Raw genomic sequence first — 18,521 nt, 5'->3', positions numbered from 1 at the left:
TTATTAAAAATTAGACTCCATAATTCTAACTTTAAAAACAACAGATCATGAAAAAATTAGTGTTATTATGTTTTGTATTTATTTTATCCGGAAATTTTTACGGACAAGAAACGGCTGCTCAGAAGAAAGAGGCTGAAGCTAGAACAGAAAAAATGGCTAAAGATAAGGCTGAAGCCGCTAAAGATAAAGCCGCCGCAAAAGCAAAAACAGCGAAAGCAGAAAGTAAAGCTAAAGCAGCAAAAGAGAAAATTGCTAAAGCAAAAAGCGATTTAAAAGCTAAGGATCAAGCCGCTAAAGCAAAAAACAATGCAACAGCTAAGACTGCCAAAGCGGAAAGTGACGCTAAAGCAGCAAAAATGACAGTGACTAAAGCAAAAAGTGATGCAAAAGCTAATGCTAAAGAAGAAGAAAAGAAGGTAGCTAAAGCGAAAAGTAATATAAAAGATAGAGCTACAGAAAGCAAAGAAAAAGCAGCAAAAGTAAAAAGTGACGCAAAAGCAAAAGCTGCAGAGGTCAATGAAAAGGCTATTAAAACGGAAAAGAAGTCCGAAAAAATACAAAAACCAACTACAACTGCCAAAACTAAAAAACCTGCAGCAAAAGTTAAAGAGACAAATGAAAAAGCTCCGAAAGTACCAGACAGAGTCACCGGAGAATACAATGGCAAAAAAGTTTACACGGGACCAAGAGGTGGAAAATACTATATAAATGCAAACGGAAATAAAACGTATATACAAGAGTAAATTTGTATCGAAAACTACAAAAAAGAGGCTGCCATTTTTTTGACAGTCTCTTTTTAATTTATTCCATAAAAAGGGAAACAATTTTAGCATAAAAAAACCAGAATTAATTAGATAACTTAATAGTTTGGTAATGCTTTGCAAATACAAACAAACCCTAGTTAATGTATCTTTCCCAATAAAACAAATAGACACATCTACCAATGGATTTGAATTCATACAGCAAAACGATTCTGATTGCACCATTAAACTGGGGTTTGGGACATGCTACGAGATGTATTCCAATTATTAAGGCTTTACAGGAGAATAACTACATCCCAATTATTGCTTCTGATGGGATTGCCTTAGAAATATTACGAAAAGAATTTCCATATATACAGTTCCTTGAATTACCGTCCTACCATATAGAATATGCCAAAAATGCAAAGAATTTTAGATGGAAACTATTAAAAAATTCTCCAAAAATGATGGAAGCGATTTGGAACGAGAAAAAATTGGTCAAAGCATGGATTAAGAAATATGGTATTGAAGGAATCATATCTGATAACCGTTTGGGCGTTTTTAGTAGAAAAATACCTTCTGTTTTTATTACCCACCAGTTGAATGTAATGACCGGAAATACGACATGGGTTACCAGTAAATTGCATCAGCATATTATAAGAAAATACAATGCCTGTTGGGTTCCTGACTTTGAAAAAAAGCCAAATTTAACCGGCGAATTAGGACATTTACCTAAAAATAATTTAAATCCCACTTACATTGGACCTTTAAGCCGCCTGCACAAAAAAGACACGGAAAAAAAATACGATCTAATGGTAATCCTTTCGGGTCCTGAACCGCAACGAGAAATATTGGAAGAAAAATTAAAAATAGAAATTTTACGATACCATGGAAAAGTCGTTTTTATAAAAGGCATTGTAGAGAAAATTCAAAAAAAGGAGCAAATAGAAAATGTCACGTATTACAATTTCATGAATACACGACAACTCGAACAAATATTCAACGAAAGTGATTTGGTATTATGTAGATCTGGTTATACGACCATAATGGATTTGACAAAACTGGGCAAAAAAGCTTTTTTTATTCCTACTCCCGGCCAATACGAGCAGGAATATTTAGCCAAAAAGCTAAAAAACGAAGGATTAGTTCCTTACGCAGAACAAAACGATTTTAAAATAGAACATCTCCTTGAAACAGAACGGTACAAGGGACTTCCTCAAATAGAAACGAGCTTAGATTGGAAATCATTATTTCAGGTTTTTGAAGAGAAATAATCGATTATTAACTGATTAATGACTCCTTTTCAAAACCATTTCTCTTATAAACAAAAAACACACTAATACTACTTTAAAGGCCAGTAGTTAGTGTGTTTTAATTTGCATCAATTGCTTTTTAATCCGGAACAAATTAATTATCGGATTTCTTCTCACCAAATTTCTCGTGCTTGATTATTTTTGCATTAATCATAAAATAAACATATTCGGCAATATTAGTACAATGCTCTGAAATACGCTCTAAATGTTTTAAAACAATAACCAGATTTGTCCCTGAAACAACCGTTTTAGAATTAGACTTCATCTCGTTGATTATATTGTGAATCGCATCATCACAATCGTTTTTTATCGTATTGTTTAAAATGAAAATTTCTCCAATACTATTTTCACTGCGAGTCAAAAAACATTCATTTGTTTTAATGGTAACAATCTCAACTTGTCTGGCAAGATCCGCAATATTAAACTTAACAATCAAGTCGTGCTTGTCTTTAATATTTTTAGCTTTTTTTATAATGCTAATAGCCAAATCCCCTATACGTTCAATCTCGTTACTAATTTGCATTGCAGACATGATAAAACGTAAATCAGAAGCAACGGGCTGTTGCAAAGCAAAAATACTTTGACAAATTTCATCGATCTTTACATCTAATTTATCAATTTTATTTTCTACTTTTTTTACTTCTTTTCCTTCTGAAACAGGTTCTGACAGTAATGCTTTTACAGATTCTCCAACTTGATTCTCTGCTAAAACACCAATCTTTTCAATTATATTTTTAAGTTTTTCTAATTCTATTTCAAAGTGTGAGGCCATGTTTTTTCTCAATTTAAGTATTAAAAGATTAAAGAATTTAAAGATTACGGAATTTCGAATTTAGACCTTTTAGGTCTATAAATCTTTGAATTTTACAATTTTTAAATTATTTTTTTATCCAAATCTACCTGTGATGTAATCTTCAGTTTGTTTTTGCTCTGGTTTTGTAAATATAGCATTAGTTTTACCCATTTCAATCAACTCACCCAGATAAAAGAACGCGGTATAATCACTTGTTCTTGCGGCTTGTTGCATGTTATGCGTAACAATAATTATAGTGTACTGCTCTTTTAATTCATGAACTAATTCTTCGATTTTTGAAGTAGAAATTGGATCCAACGCACTTGCGGGCTCATCCATTAAAATAATATCCGGACTAACCGCCAATGTTCTTGCGATACACAAACGTTGTTGTTGTCCCCCGGAAAGACCCAAAGCAGAATCATCCAGTCTGTCTTTTATTTCGTCCCAAATAGCGGCTTTTCGTAAAGAAGTTTCTACTATCTCATCTAATTCTGTTTTGTTTTTTATTCCATTTATTTTTGGACCGTACGCTATGTTCTCATAAATAGATTTTGGAAATGGATTTGATTTTTGAAAAACCATTCCTATTTTTTTTCTAATATTAACAACATCAACATTTTTGTCATAAATATCAACTCCTTCAACAAGCATTTCACCCGTAATTTTCACATCGGGAATAAGGTCATTCATTCGATTGATACATCTTAAAAATGTCGATTTACCACATCCGGAGGGACCAATTAAAGCGGTTACTTTATTAGCTGGAATTTGCATCGAAATTTCCTTTAATGCCTTTTTTTCCCCATAGTATAATGATAAATCATTAACGTGTATTTTTATATCTTTCATGTTTATTTATGTTAAATCTAAAGTATAATTTATTAGTCAGATTTCAAATTATTTTGCTCTTCTTCTAATTCTGGATCTAATAATTACTGCTACTAAGTTTAATGATAGGGTAAGGATTAATAATACTAGTGTTGTAGCGAACTGAATAGGCATTGTTTTTTCGACATCTGAAGATTGAGTTGACATAATATAAATATGGTATCCCAAATTCATAAACTGGTCACTCAAAGATTCTGGTAAAGTAGCTAAATAATAAGCCGCTCCGGTAAATAGGATAGGAGCTACCTCTCCCGCACCTCTGCTTACCGCCAGAATTGTCCCCGTCATAATTCCAGAAATAGACCCTGGAAGCACTACATTTTTAATGGTTTGCCACTTTGTTGCTCCTAAAGCTAAACTTGCCTCACGCAGCTCACGAGGAATTGTTTTCAACGCTTCTTCAACTGACACAATAATTACAGGCAGCGTAAGTAAAGCCATAGTAAGACTTGCCCAAAGAATATTAGGTTGCCCCCAATGCAATTGTCCTGCATTAAACGTTTTATCTATTCCTCCCCCCACAAACTGAATAAAAAATCCAAGTCCAAATAAACCAAAAATAATTGAAGGCACAACTGCCAATGTTCGAATAGAGAATCGGACCGCGGCTGCAATTTTTGAATTTTCTTTTGCGTATTCCGTTAAATAAATAGCAGTTATAGTGCCAAAAGGAACAGCTGCAATTGACATTACAACAACCAATATAAAAGTACCGATTAAAGCAGGAAATATTCCGCCTTCTGTCATTCCATTTGTAGGGAATGAGCTGATAAATTCCCATGAGAATTTTTCGCGACCTTCATAAATAATAATACCTAAAATAATAAAAAGAACGGTAATGATCAAGAGCACTGCAACTTGAGTAATTCCAATAATGAATTTTCCTTTTACATCTACACCCTTTTTTTTGTTTGAAAAAAAGTGATTTTCTGTTTCGTTGATAACTGTATTCATGATTATTTACCTTGAAATTTTTTGATTAATTTACCTTTTACATAAAACTCTGCAACGGCATTTAATGCAAACGAAAAGATGAAAAGTAATGATCCAATGAAGAACAAGACACTGTAATGGGTTTCTCCAAAAACGGTCTCCGCCATTTCTGAACCAATAGTCGCCGCAAAAGTACGCACACTTTCAAAAGGATTCGCTGACAATAATGCAGCATTCCCCGTTGCCATAAGCGCAATCATCGTTTCTCCAAAAACCCGGCCAACACCTAAAAGCAATGCGGCAAAAATCCCCGGCGTAGCAGCAGGTAAAATCACAAAAAATGCAGTTTGCCATTTGCTCGCTCCCAATGCTAAACTTGCCTCAGTAAATGTTTTGGGTATTGCTGAAAGTGCATCTTCTGATATGGTATAAATAATAGGAATTGCGGCCAAGGCCATAGCAACTCCACCGATGAAAGCATTTAATCTTGATTCATATCCAAAAATATCTTGAAAGAATGTCGCTAAAACCATCAATGCAAAAAAACCAATAACAACTGATGGAAATGCTGCCAGCATCTCTATGATAGGCTTAATAATTTCTTTGGCCCTTTTTGATGCAAAACAAGAAGTATAAATCGCCGCTAAAATTGCAATAGGTCCCGCAATCAACATAGCGATTATTGTCACTTTTAAAGTTCCTATTAATAATGCTATTAAACCAAATCTGGGATGTTCAGAAACGGGTACCCATTCTGTAGTAAAAAAAGTACTCCATGTTTTATCAGCACCTTCATTATTACTTCCTACTACTTCTTTCATTTCATCTGAAGAACTTTCAACAGTTGGATCCGCTTGTACATCCCCGTATGTTTCTGGTTTCAAATCCTCGTTTGTGACAGCTTCTGAACCGTATGTTTCAGGTTTCAACTCTTCGTTTGTAACAGCTTCTGAACCGTATGTTTCAGGTTTTAATTCCTCCGTTGGTTCGGAGCCATAAGATTCTGGCTTTGCACCTGAATCAGGAGTAGCCTCTATTTCAGTTTTTGCTTTTTCAGATGTACCAAAATTAAAAATAGGCAACGACTCTTTAAAAACAAAAACAAAAATAAGAACAATTATAGCTATCGATAAAAAAGCAACCGATGATATAATTTTTTCAGCTAGAAACTCAGAAAGTCTAAATTGTTTTTTCAGGCTTTCTTTAGTGAAATTTTGTTTATTTGGAAATTCGGAATTCATTTATTTTATTTAAGAATTCATAAGTTATATATTAAAAAACACGCACTCAAAAACGGTGCATGCAACAAAAGCTACTATTATTTTAAAGGGTAATACCCGACTTCTTCCACCATATTTTGTCCTTCTCGACTCAATATCCAATCGATAAAAGCTTTAGCTTCTCCTGTTGGTTGCGACTTCAAATACATATATAAATATCTTGAAATTGGATAGGTTTTATCTTTAATAGTTTCTGCCGTTGGCAAAATTCCTGCACTTTTAGCGTCTACTTTAATTTTACAATCTTTTACCCCTTCGGCATAAGCAGCACCGCCGTATCCAATACTGTATTTGTCTTTTTTAACTGCATTTACAATCGCAGCTGTACCCGGCAAAGTTTGACATGTTTTCGAAAAATCTGTTTTTACGACATGCTCTTTAAAAAACTCAAAAGTACCTGAACTACTTTCTCGACCGTATAATTGGATTTTTTCATCGTCACCACCTACCTCTTTCCAATTCGTAATTCTGCCAGAAAAAATATCGCTTAGTTGCGCTATTGTAAGTTCTATTACGGGATTTTCTTTATTTAGAAAAACGGACAAACCATCTTTTGCGCAAGCAATTTCTAAACCACTAGTTTTATATTTTTCCTTTAATTGATCTACTTCAGATGGTTTCATAGGGCGACTTGCATTTGCAATATCCGTTGAACCATTGATCAATGCCGCAATACCTACCCCAGAACCTCCTCCAGTTACCTGAATTGTAGTTTTAGGATTTTTTTTCATAAATGCCTCAGCCCATTTTTGAGATAAGATCACCATGGTATCTGAACCTTTCACAGTTACCTTTTTCGATTCGCTAGAATTACATCCTATTACCATAACGGCTAATAAAATAATTGCAATTTTTAATTTACTTGTTTTCATAATTTTCTATTACTTGGGTAAACATTAAATCTATTTATGCTTTAAAATAAAAAGTATCCCTTACTGGAAAAACCGGTAAGGGATACTAAAAGCCTTAGTTATTTTACAGGAAAATAACCTACTGATGTAATAATTTTTTGACCTTCTGCACTTAAGATCCAATCGATAAAAGCTTTAGTTTCACCTGTTGGTCTTGATTTCAAATACATATATAAATATCTTGTAATTGGATACGTTTTGTTCTTGATCGTTTCTGCAGTTGGTGCAATACCTGGACTTTTATCGTCTTTTTTTACTTTACAATCTTTTACACCTTCAGCGTAAGCAGCACCACCGTAACCTATTCCTAATTTGTCTTTCTTAACTGCATTTACAATAGCTGCAGTTCCTGGCAATGTTTGACAACTTGGAGAGTAATCAGTTTTTACCACATTATCTTTGAAAAAGGCAAACGTACCTGAACTACTTTCTCTACCGTACAATCTAATATTTGCATCTATACCACCAACTTCTTTCCAGTTTGTAATTTTTCCGGCAAAAATTTGACCAATTTGTTTTATTGTAAGTTCCGAAACTCCATTCGCTTTATTTAAATAAACAGACAATCCGTCTTTTGCACAAGGAATCTCAACACCTAATGTACTGTAACGCGCTTTTAATTTTTCTACCTCCGATGATTTCATAGGACGACTAGAATTTGCTATATCTGTTGAGCCATTAATCAATGCCGCAATACCTACACCTGAACCTCCACCTGTTACTTGAATCGTTGTTCCTGGATGTTTTTGCATATATACCTCAGCCCATTTTTGCGACAAAATAACCATGGTATCAGAACCTTTAACTGTTATTTTATTCAATGCTGTAAAAGAAAATCCTATTGCCATAACAACCAATAGAACAGCTACTAATTTAATTTTTGTTGTTTTCATTTTATTTTATTTTTTGTATTAAAGTCTAATCTATTGAATTAAAATCCAGCTTGAATTCTAATTGTAAACGTGTTATCTAATTTGTCTTTTATATAATCGCCACCTACTGTGGTACTTTTTTCATTAATTGGTAAACTATAACCAGCAACGATTTTTACATTATCATCGTAAAAGTATTGCCAAGAAAATGACCAGTTATTGTATTTCAAATCTTCTTTAATAGTCACCGCATCTCCTGCTAGATGTCTGTTTGGATCCCAGCTGTCATATCGAACTGCAATTTGATTGCTCGTTCCAATATTTTTCACCAAAGTCGCATAGTATCCTGAAAAATCTCTAATGCCATTAAAATTAAAACTAGGATTGCTATTTGCTACAGGCAATGCTGTAGTTGATTTTTCGCCTGATATCTTTCCAGAAATATATTCTCCTTTAAGAGACATTCCTCCAAGAAAATCATAGTAAACTCTCATCTCGCCACCAAACCATCTTTTTTGGAAACTATCACCCACTTTAGCTGTGAAATTGTTATTATTTGCATCGCTGAAAGTTCCGGCTTGCAAAACTGCAGTGTTACCTAAGTAAGTATGAGCTCCTATATCAATTCCCAAACCTTTAGATGGAAACTTGAAAGAATAAACACCTCTCATCATCACATCTTTCTTATTATCGACATCTCTAAGATTATTTGTCAAAGAACCTTCTCCATAATTTCCGTTAAAAACAGCTAACTGAAATTTAAATGGTATCTCATATTTGGTTTCTAAATCCATTTCAATTTTTGCTCCCAAGTCTCTCTCTTGCGGGTACAAAATTCCAGACATTCTGCTTCTTTCTAACAATTCTCTTGAGCGTGAAGAAAACTCCACTTCGTAACTCGTTCTGTTGAATTGTCCTAAAAACAACTTAAATGTTTGCAGCCATTTATCATTTAACTGAACATAAGCATCTCTTAAAGTAACTTTATCAAATGCATAATCCGGTTGAATTACAAATACCGCACCAGTAACTGGCTCATATGTTAATTTTACGCGTGCTCTTCTGATAAAAAAAGTGTTTTTTATAGGCACAGCAGTAGTAGAAGGCCCTGGTCCAATATTGTCTTGATAATTATACATCTCGTATTGTGCTTGCAGGTATCCAGAAAATTTAATTTTGGTTAATTTTCCCAAATCACTATCCATAGTCGCAAGCCTTTCGTCCAGACCAGAAAATTTCATAGAATGCTCGTCTATAGATTCTTTCAAAGATTCTATTGTTACCGTTTTAACGGAATCAACACTCATTGTTTCTAAAGAATCAACAGCTACCGCTTTAATTGTATCACTCTTGACGTCTTGTGCATTAGCCAACACTGAAGTCATAACTAAAACTGCAAATAAAATTTTTTTCATCGTTGTTATATGATTAATTTTTTTGCAAAGGTGAACCTGTTATGTTAAGCGAATGTTAACACAATATTATGTTGATGATAAATTATTGTTTAGTAAAGGTTTTTAATTTTTTCTGTAGGATATACTCATGTTAATTTTAACACCTACTTTTTATTTAACTTATTGATATTAAGACTTTTATTATAAATTTGTTCCGGATTCAGTTCTGGCTTTCTTAATCTGGCTTTCTCGATTGTAAAGGAAAACTCAGACCCAATGCCAAACTCACTCTCTACATATATTTTCTCCTTATGCGCTTCTATTATATGCTTCACAATTGCTAGCCCTAAACCTGAACCTCCCTCTGCACGGGAGCCACTTTTATTTACTCTGTAAAAACGTTCAAAAAGCCTTGGGATATTTTGTTTTTCTATTCCTTCACCATTATCCGTTATTCGAACTAAGACCTTTTTCTTTGTCAAATTGACAATAGCAACTTCAGTAAGGCCGCCTTCTTTTCCGTATTTTATAGAGTTTACAATTAAGTTTTCGACAACTTGCTGAATCTTATCTTTATCTCCATAAACAAAAATAGGTTGTATGTGATAATTTTCAAAAGCTAATGTGATTTTCTTTTTATCGGCTTTCATTTCTAGTAAATCGAAAACATTTTGCACTAATTCCACAATATCAAATTCAGAAAAATCCAGATTCAAATCACCCGATTCCAATTTTGTAATCATATCTAAATCTTCGACAATGTAGATTAATCGCTCTACTCCTTTTTCGGCACGTTTTAAATATTTTTTACGAACTGTTTTATCATCCATCGCACCATCGATAAGCGTAGATAAATAACCTTGCACAGTGAATAAAGGCGTTTTTAATTCATGAGAAACATTACCAAGGAATTCTCTTCGATATTCTTCTCGAACCTGCAACATTTCTATTTCCAATTTTTTATCGGTGGCAAATTTCTTAACTTCCCGGGTTAAGGTTTCCATATCGGTAGTAATTGGCTGATTTATAAAGGAACTGGATTCCAGTAAAGATACATCGTCGTATATTTTTTTTACTCGTCTGTAAATAAACCTTTCAACCCTATATTGCAAAACTAGAAAAGAAAATAAATAAATAACGAAAAGACAAACTATTCCAAAGAACATTAAATTATTAACTTTCGAACCAAAAAACAATAGCACCATCAACACTACGAATCCAGTAGCAAAAAGGCTAATGAATAAAGCTGACTTTATGGCAAATTTATAGGTTTTTTTAAAATTTATTTTCATCTATTTCACACCTCGCAGTAACGCGATTTGAATTTTTCAATTTGTTATGCTTATAAAAATGTATGTCGCTTACACTTCAAATTTGTAGCCAACTCCTTTTATAGTTTTAAAAAAATCTTCTCCGATTTTTTCACGTAATTTTCTGATATGAACATCTATTGTTCTTCCGCCAACAACAACTTCATTTCCCCATACTTTGTCTAAAATTTCGTCTCTTTTGAATACTTTTCCTGGCTTTGAAGCCAACAAGTAAAATAATTCAAATTCTTTTCTAGGTAAAGCTATTTCAACATCGTCTTTTCTTATTTTATATTCTTCGCGATTTATTTCGATTCCACCTACATTAAGCGTTTCACTATTTTGCTCTTGCTCTTTTAAGCGTCTTAACAATGCTTTTACTTTACTTACTAATAGTTTTGGTTTGATTGGTTTAGTAATATAATCATCGGCACCGGCATCAAAACCAGCAACTTGAGAATAATCTTCGCTTCTTGCTGTTAGGAAAGTAATAATCACATTATTCAGTTCCGGGATTTTTCTAATGTTTTCGCAGGCTTCCATTCCGTCCATCTCTGGCATCATTACATCCATGATAATAAGATCCGGTAATTCCTTCTTAGCCTTTACAATAGCTTCTTTACCGTTTGCTGCGGTAAATATCTGATATCCTTCCTGAGTAAGATTGTACCCAACTATTTCCAAAATATCCGGCTCATCATCAACTAGTAAAATCTTTGTGTTTCTTTTTTTCATAAATAGAAAAATTATGTTAATCTGATAGAATTTACGCCTGAAATGCTCAGTGATTTTCAATTCTGATTGTAAATATAGCAATAAAAGAACTGTTTAAAAACCACATTAACCGTAATTTAATATGTTAACGATTTATTAATATTCACGAAACTAAATGGTAATAGTCAAGTAACTTTTACTTTACAAAACAGCGATTACTTTGCATAAAAATAAAACACACTAAAATGAAATTTAGAATATTGTTTATAGCATTATTAATTACAAGCTTTTCTTTTTCACAGAGCAAAGGTACCATTTCCGGAATCCTAACTGATAAAGATGCTAACAATCAATCGCTGCCTTTTGCAAATGTACTTTTAAAAGGAACTAATATAGGAGCCAATACTGATATTGACGGTAAATACACCATCGCTATCGCGCCGGGGAATTATACTGTTCAATTTAGTTTCGTAGGTTATGAATCTATAGATGTTCCAGTAATTGTGGTTGCAAACGAAACGACAACAATAAATCAAGCGCTTGGCTCCGGAAGTTACAAACTGGAAGATGTTGTTATAAAATCTAATTTCAGCCGAGAAAAAGAAACAGTCTTATTGCTTGAACAAAAGAAAGCAGTAGTGATTAAACAAAGTATAGGTGCACAGGAAATGGCTCGTAAAGGAGTGAGCGATGTTGAAGAAGGACTAACCAAAATAACCGGAATTACAAAAGTAGGTTCAAGAGGTTTATTTGTGCGTGGATTAGAAGACCGATACAATAACTTATTGATAAATGATCTTGCTGCTCCAACAAACAATCCTTTCAAAAAAATCATTCCATTAGACTTGTTTTCTACTGATATTGTAGGTGTTATTGAAGTGTACAAAACATTTAACCCGAATATTTACGGCGATTTTGCAGGAGGAAATTTTAATATCCAAACTTCTAAAGGTTCAAAAAGCATAACCAAATTAAATGTTGGAGTTGGGTACACAGTAAATAACAACTTAGAAAAATTCTTAATTTCTAAAGACGCTAATTCTACCAAAGGATTCTTTGGCTTGACTGGAGACGATAGAAAACTTCCAGGATTATTAGGTAATACGCCTTCAAGTTACACGCTTACTCCAGATCAGTCTTTGAAATCTTTTAAAAGTGGATTTGATGTTTCAAAAATCAACAGCCCTTTGAATACCAGTATTGGTTTTCTTCATTCAGAGAAATTTAACCTGAAAGATGACAAGACTTTCTCTTACTTGCTTTCCATCAATTTTGACAATAACTATTCGATTAGAAACGGTGTGGAAAGAACTTTTACAAATAATCCTTCCGGCTTTACATACAGAAATGATTTTGATAATACAGAATACAGATACAAAACATCCCTATCTTCTTTGGTTGGATTAAATTACACCACTGATCGATTAAAACTTTCTTACAACACACTTTTCATTAGAACTACTGAAAATTTGGTTAAAGATCAATTTGGCGTGGCGGATTCGAACTCTAGCAACAACAACACTTTAATCAGAACCAATCAATTAGACGAATCTAATTATTTAAACAATCAGTTATTGGGAGAGTATGCATTGAACGAAGACAAAACTCAAAATGTAAAAGCGGCTGTTTCTTATGCTATCACTAAATATGCACAACCGGACAGAAAATTCTTTTCGGGAACAAAATCAGGAACGGATGATATAATAGTTTCTGTTGCAGGAAATAATTTCATCAAACAGTATCTAGATATTTCTGGTGATTCTTATTTTTCAGGATTAGGAGAATACAGTTTAAAATTTGGTAAAACAGAAAAAAATAATATTTTCACTGCCGGTTACAATGGAAACATGTCTGACATGACCTCATCTTACCGCTTTGTTACCCCAATAAACAATAGTGCACCAAATAGTTTTACAACATCTTTGAATTCCGTAGACGCTCAATTAAATAGTTACATAGCCTCAAATGCGGTTAGCTTTAGGGAAAGTTCTAATGCTACTTATCAGGCAAAATTAAAGGAAACTGCTAATGCCGGTTATGCTAACTTACTTTATAAGTTTGGAGAAAAATGGGAACTAAACGGGGGAATTCGTTTAGAAAGTACCATGAGAGAAACAAAGTACAGAACTCAAGGTTCATTCTCAGATCCATTTAAAACTTTAAAATACGACAACTTGTATGTTTTACCTGCTTTAAATGTGAAATATGGTTTGAATGAAAAATCAAACCTTCGTTTTGCAACCGGAAAAACATACACAAGACCAGTTGTAATGGAATCTTATCCTATTGAATATATCAATGCTGACGGAACTTCAACGAAAGGGAATCCATTTTTGAAAAACAGTAACAATTATAATGTTGATTTAAAATATGAATTATTCCCATCATCAAAAGAAGTTTTTGTACTAGGATTATTCGGTAAAAAAATCGACCAGCCTATCGAAAGAACATTCATTTCTAATGCAGCAAATTCAACTATTACCACTTACTTAAATTCTGACAATGCCGTTTTATACGGAGCTGAAATCGAATTCATCTATGACTTTGCAAGAATAAACAAAAGCTTATCTGATTTCTCTTTTGGGTTTAATACTTCATTAATGCATACGAAAGTTGATGTGAAACCAACCACTACTGACAGTGACGGAAACGTAACGACATCAATTGAAACTTTTAAAAACAGAGAACTTCAAGGCGCTTCAAAATGGTTGATCAACTCTGATTTAAAATACCAATTTGACTTAAGTGAATCATGGAGTAATACGGTTTCATTAGTTTATTCTGTATTTGGAAAAAGAATTTATGCTGTGGGAACAGGCGGACTAGACCACATTTACGAATTACCAGTACAACAGTTGGATTTCATCTGGAGCAGCAAATTATCCAATCATTTTGATTTAAAATTCAGTGCTGATAATTTACTAGATCCAATGCGTAAATCGGAACAGGGAAACAACGGAACCTCAAATATTGTAGAGCAATCGAACATAACGAATAGTTATAAAAAAGGAAGAGGATTCTCCGTTAATTTAGGATACACTTTTTAACACCCATAGCACCTATTATTAAAAAGCCCTATTTATTTAGGGCTTTTTAATGCTTAAAATTCTAGTAACACCCTTAACATTCGCTTCACATTTTGGTGTTTTTTTAGTAACTGTATTGTAATACTCCCCTAACACTCTTTGTGAATTTAACCCATAATTTTGACAAAAATAAAAAACAATAAATAATACAACTAACTATGAAAACTAAATTTTTTGCTTTAGCACTTGCTACAGGGTTATTTCTAAATTCTTGCTCAAATAGTGACAGCCCAATCCCTGTTACACCAGCAGCAACAGGAGAAATTACAGGTACAATAACTGCAAATAAAACTTTTGCATACGGAAATTACACTTTAAAAGGTATTGTTAAGGTTGCTTCAGGAGTTACAGTAACTTTTGATGCAGGTTCTACAATTACAGCAAACAAAACTACCGGAGACAACGCATTCGTTGTTTTAAACGGAGGGAAATTAAACATAAACGGAACAGCTGATAAACCAGTTGTATTTACAGAAGCATCTGCAACTCCAGGTTCTTGGGGAGGAATCATCATATATGGTGATGCTCCTATAAAAGCAATTGGCGGCGTAACTACTTCTACTTCAGAAGACGGAAATGCATTACCATACGGAGGAACAAATGCTGCTCACAACGGAGGTTCATTGAACTACGCAAGAGTTGAATATGCTGGAGCAAAATTAGCTGATGGAACAAAAGAAAATAATGGATTTACATTCTACTCAGTAGGTTCAGGAACAACATTAGATCACTTAGTCTCTTACAAAGGTGCTGATGATGGATATGAGTTTTTTGGAGGAACTGTAAGCATGACAAACGCTATTTCTTATGGTAACTATGACGACGCTTTTGACTGGCAAGATGGATGGCAAGGTCAAAACAACTCTAACTGGTATGCTTACCAAACAGGTAAAGGAAATTTCGGAATGGAAGTTGAATGTTCTAACAACAACAATGCATTCTGGCCAAAAGTTACTAATATCACGCTTAAAAGAGAAGCAGGATGTACACCAGAAGTTGCCGGTGATGTTCAAGTTGATGCTTTCCAATTCAAAAAAGAAGGAAATGGAGATTACAGCAACATCATTATTTCAGGATACGGAAATTATACTGAAGGAACAACTGTATACAATGGTGCTCCAGTGAAAATTCAAGATGCTACGACAAACACAAATCAAGTTGTTGGATCAAAATTAAAATTAACTAATGTTACAATTTCTTCAACTACACAAACTGTACCCGTGGGAGCTACATCTGCCATCGTAGTTAGCTTTCCAGTTGGGAATTTTACAGCAACTACTACTGCTACAGGAGCTTCATTGACTGCCGGTGCATGGGCAACAGTTGGTGGTGCTACTTTGATAAAATAGTTTTTATTAAAAAACCCATAAATGAATTTACTAAACACCTTTCTTTTGAAAGGTGTTTTTTTTGGTATAGTATTTGAAATATTTTTTATATCTTTACTAATAACAATCAGAACTAATGAAAAAAAACTACTTTTATATTATTACTTTATTGGCCTTTTTCTTTTCCTTGAGCCTCACCGCTCAGGAAAATAAACAACAGCCAAGGATGCAAGAAACTACCTCAATTGAAGGTTTAAGTTTGTACCCGAATCCTGTGAGTAATGGCAAAGTCTACATTACATCAAAAAATGATTCGGACAAAGAAGTGATTATTTTTGATATATTAGGGAAAAAAGTACTTCAAACAATGCTAAGCTCCAGAGAATTAAACATCTCCAATCTTTCTCCTGGCGTTTATATCATAAAAATTAATGAGGAGGAAGCAACGGCTACAAGAAAACTAATCGTAAGATAATCCTTTAAACAAAATTTCAGAAGCTCCAATTATGTTGGGGCTTTTTTTATGGAAAAACATTTGGTAGACTTTGTGTTTATAGGAACCTAACAGATTTTTTAATTACTTTTGTAAAAAAAATAAGCTTGATTCCAACTACCGATATATTTGCCATTTCTTCTCAAAAGCAATTTGAAAAAACAGCCTTGCAAACGTTTCGTTTTCAATATGAAAATAACTTAGTATATCAGGAATTTTGTGATTTTTTAAAAACAGATCCACATAAAGTAAAATCATTATCTCAAGTTCCCTTTTTACCCATTCAATTTTTCAAGAGCCATTCTGTGGTTTCTAATACAAATCTTGTTCAGGCTACATTTACAAGTAGTGGAACCACCGGAATGATAACTAGCAAACACTTGGTAACTGACACTTCCATCTACGAAGAAAGTTACCTCAAAGGGTTTTCTCAATTTTACGGAAACATAGAAGATTATGCTGTTTTGGCATTATTGCCATCTTATCTGGAAAGAGAAGGTTCATCGTTAATATACATGGTTGAAGATCTGATAACACACTCCAATCATCCCGAAAGTGGTTTTTATCTGCACAATCATGATGAACTCATCGCTAAACTCATTGCTTTAGACGAAGCCGGTCAAAATGTCATTTTGATAGGTGTTACTTATGCTTTATTGGACTTAGTTGAAAAGCATAAGTTTCAACTGCAAAATACTATTATCATGGAAACGGGTGGTATGAAAGGAAAACGCAAGGAAATGATTCGGGAAGAATTGCATGAACAACTATGCAAAGGATTTGGCGTTTCTGCGATTCACTCGGAATATGGAATGACCGAATTGCTTTCGCAAGCCTATTCTCTTGGTGACGGAGTATTTGAATGCCCTTCTTGGATGCAAATCCTCATTCGTGACACCGAAGATGCTTTGACCTATATTCGAGACGGAAAAACAGGCGGAATCAACGTTATTGATTTGGCTAACATTAATTCCTGTTCGTTTATTGCCACGCAGGATTTGGGTAAAAAAAATCCCAACAACTCTTTCGAGGTATTGGGACGTTTTGATAATTCTGATATTCGAGGGTGTAATTTGATGGTTTTGTAAAGGTTATTTGTTGATTTGTTTAATCGGTTAACCGATGTTTAGATTAAACAAATAAACGATAAAACAGTTAAACAATTCTCACCACAAAATAGTTTTTCTTTCCACTTTGCAACAAAACAAACTGATTATTGATTAAATCTTTGGATGAAAGCACAAAATCTTCGGCAACTTTTTCTTTATTTACTGAAATAGAATTAGCTGTCAAAGCACGTCTTGCTTCACCATTCGATTTCATAAAACCTGTTTTTTCATTTAAAACATCAACAATATTAATCCCAGCCTCAATCTCGGCTCTGCTGATTTCCGCTTGAGGAACACCATCAAAAACATCCAAGAAAGTTGCTTCATCCAATTGTTTCAAATCATCAGAAGTAGAATTCCCAAACAAAATATTTGACGCTTTTATCGCATTTTCTAAATCTTCGGCTGAATGCACCATCACCGTAATTTCTTCGGCCAAACGTTTTTGTAACAAACGTAAATGTGGTGCTTCTCTATGTTTTTCGGTTAAAACCTCAATTTCTTCTTTGGATAAGAAAGTAAAAATTTTAATGTATTTTTCTGCATCAACATCAGATGTATTCAACCAATATTGATAAAATTTATAAGGAGAAGTTCTCGCCGAATCCAACCAAATATTTCCACCTTCAGATTTTCCGAATTTTGTTCCATCCGCTTTTGTAATCAACGGACAAGTCAATGCATACGCTTTTCCACTGGCTATTCTACGGACTAATTCGGTTCCTGTGGTGATATTTCCCCACTGGTCACTTCCTCCCATTTGTAGTGTACAATTTTTGTTTTTATACAAATGCAAAAAGTCATATCCTTGAACCAATTGGTACGTGAACTCCGTAAATGACATTCCTTCGGCAGCTTCAGAAGACAAACGTTTTTTTACTGAATCTTTAGACATCATATAATTTACCGTAATGTGCTTTCCAATATCCCGAATAAAATCCAGAAAAGAAAAGTTCTTCATCCAGTCGTAATTATTCACCAATTCTGCCGCATTAGCCGCATCGGAAGTAAAATCCAGAAAACGGGACAATTGTCCTTTTATAGCTTCTTGATTGTGACGCAAAGTTGCTTCGTCTAATAAATTTCTTTCATTTGATTTCCCTGAAGGATCACCAATCATTCCTGTCGCACCACCGACTAACGCTAATGGTTTATGTCCCGACAGTTGAAAATGTTTCAATAACATAACGCCAACTAAATGTCCTATATGCAATGAATCGGCAGTTGGGTCAATCCCCACATACGCCACACGCATTTGTTCCATCAAATGTTCTTCTGTGCCGGGCATAACATCGTGGAGCATTCCTCTCCAAGTCACTTCTTCAATAAAATTCTTCATCTTTTTAATCAATTT

The 18,521-nt window shown here is 33.9% G+C and carries 16 protein-coding genes; 6 read left to right on the top strand and 10 right to left on the bottom strand.

The features are described 5' to 3' along the window. Window positions 1-47: 47 nt before the first annotated feature. Together ACFX5F_RS01035 and ACFX5F_RS01030 are read left to right on the top strand one after the other, a co-directional pair. Window positions 48-743 carry a hypothetical protein gene (locus ACFX5F_RS01035; protein WP_379849070.1) on the top strand — a complete coding sequence of 232 codons (696 nt, stop codon included), beginning with the start codon at window positions 48-50 and terminating at the stop codon, window positions 741-743. Window positions 744-943: 200 nt separating this feature from the next. After that, a complete protein-coding gene (locus tag ACFX5F_RS01030) occupies window positions 944-2,014 on the top strand; it encodes a glycosyltransferase (protein WP_379849068.1) in 1,071 nt (356 codons plus the stop codon). 133 nt (window positions 2,015-2,147) lie between these two features. Here the strand turns inward: ACFX5F_RS01030 and phoU are convergent, their stop codons facing one another. The 9 genes from phoU to ACFX5F_RS00985 form a co-directional block, all read right to left on the bottom strand. Continuing rightward, window positions 2,148-2,825, bottom strand: coding sequence for a phosphate signaling complex protein PhoU (gene phoU / locus ACFX5F_RS01025; RefSeq protein ID WP_379849066.1), 678 nt, complete (start codon window positions 2,823-2,825; stop codon window positions 2,148-2,150). Window positions 2,826-2,939: 114 nt separating this feature from the next. Further along, window positions 2,940-3,698 carry a phosphate ABC transporter ATP-binding protein PstB gene (gene pstB, locus ACFX5F_RS01020; protein WP_073208923.1) on the bottom strand — a complete coding sequence of 253 codons (759 nt, stop codon included), beginning with the start codon at window positions 3,696-3,698 and terminating at the stop codon, window positions 2,940-2,942. Between the two features lie 48 nt (window positions 3,699-3,746). Then, window positions 3,747-4,691: a phosphate ABC transporter permease PstA gene (gene pstA, locus ACFX5F_RS01015; protein WP_379849064.1), complete on the bottom strand. Its 945-nt coding sequence runs from the start codon at window positions 4,689-4,691 to the stop codon at window positions 3,747-3,749. A gap of 2 nt (window positions 4,692-4,693) precedes the next feature. Next, entirely contained in the window at window positions 4,694-5,911 is a 1,218-nt protein-coding gene (gene pstC / locus ACFX5F_RS01010) for a phosphate ABC transporter permease subunit PstC (RefSeq protein ID WP_379849062.1), read from the bottom strand. Between the two features lie 77 nt (window positions 5,912-5,988). Next, entirely contained in the window at window positions 5,989-6,822 is an 834-nt protein-coding gene (locus ACFX5F_RS01005) for a phosphate ABC transporter substrate-binding protein (protein WP_379849060.1), read from the bottom strand. Between the two features lie 98 nt (window positions 6,823-6,920). Beyond that, window positions 6,921-7,754 carry a phosphate ABC transporter substrate-binding protein gene (locus ACFX5F_RS01000; RefSeq protein WP_379849058.1) on the bottom strand — a complete coding sequence of 278 codons (834 nt, stop codon included), beginning with the start codon at window positions 7,752-7,754 and terminating at the stop codon, window positions 6,921-6,923. A 38-nt stretch (window positions 7,755-7,792) separates the two neighbouring features. Beyond that, the gene (locus ACFX5F_RS00995) at window positions 7,793-9,148 is read right to left on the bottom strand and encodes a porin family protein (RefSeq protein ID WP_379849056.1); all 1,356 of its coding nucleotides are present in this window, start codon (window positions 9,146-9,148) and stop codon (window positions 7,793-7,795) included. 143 nt (window positions 9,149-9,291) lie between these two features. Then, complete coding sequence (locus ACFX5F_RS00990; RefSeq protein WP_379849054.1) at window positions 9,292-10,419, bottom strand: ATP-binding protein; 1,128 nt, start codon at window positions 10,417-10,419, stop codon at window positions 9,292-9,294. 69 nt (window positions 10,420-10,488) lie between these two features. Further along, entirely contained in the window at window positions 10,489-11,172 is a 684-nt protein-coding gene (locus ACFX5F_RS00985) for a response regulator transcription factor (RefSeq protein ID WP_073208933.1), read from the bottom strand. A 224-nt stretch (window positions 11,173-11,396) separates the two neighbouring features. On the opposite strand from ACFX5F_RS00985, the gene ACFX5F_RS00980 reads away from it, so the two are divergent. From ACFX5F_RS00980 to ACFX5F_RS00965, 4 genes are all read left to right on the top strand, one after another. Next, window positions 11,397-14,198, top strand: coding sequence for a TonB-dependent receptor (locus ACFX5F_RS00980; protein ID WP_379849052.1), 2,802 nt, complete (start codon window positions 11,397-11,399; stop codon window positions 14,196-14,198). A 197-nt stretch (window positions 14,199-14,395) separates the two neighbouring features. Continuing rightward, window positions 14,396-15,586 carry a hypothetical protein gene (locus tag ACFX5F_RS00975; protein ID WP_379849050.1) on the top strand — a complete coding sequence of 397 codons (1,191 nt, stop codon included), beginning with the start codon at window positions 14,396-14,398 and terminating at the stop codon, window positions 15,584-15,586. Window positions 15,587-15,701: 115 nt separating this feature from the next. Further along, a complete protein-coding gene (locus tag ACFX5F_RS00970) occupies window positions 15,702-16,040 on the top strand; it encodes a T9SS type A sorting domain-containing protein (protein WP_379849048.1) in 339 nt (112 codons plus the stop codon). 125 nt (window positions 16,041-16,165) lie between these two features. After that, window positions 16,166-17,146, top strand: a complete 981-nt coding sequence (locus ACFX5F_RS00965) for a LuxE/PaaK family acyltransferase (RefSeq protein WP_379849046.1) — start codon at window positions 16,166-16,168, stop codon at window positions 17,144-17,146. Between the two features lie 67 nt (window positions 17,147-17,213). On the opposite strand, the gene tyrS is transcribed toward ACFX5F_RS00965, so the two are convergent. Beyond that, the gene (tyrS, locus tag ACFX5F_RS00960) at window positions 17,214-18,506 is read right to left on the bottom strand and encodes a tyrosine--tRNA ligase (protein WP_379849044.1); all 1,293 of its coding nucleotides are present in this window, start codon (window positions 18,504-18,506) and stop codon (window positions 17,214-17,216) included. Between the last annotated feature and the right edge of the window lie 15 nt (window positions 18,507-18,521).

Source organism: Flavobacterium zhoui (assembly GCF_042787235.1).
GTDB lineage: Bacteria > Bacteroidota > Bacteroidia > Flavobacteriales > Flavobacteriaceae > Flavobacterium > Flavobacterium zhoui.
The sequence above is the reverse complement of the archived record's forward strand: the minus strand, read 5'-3'. Positions and strand labels throughout refer to the sequence as shown.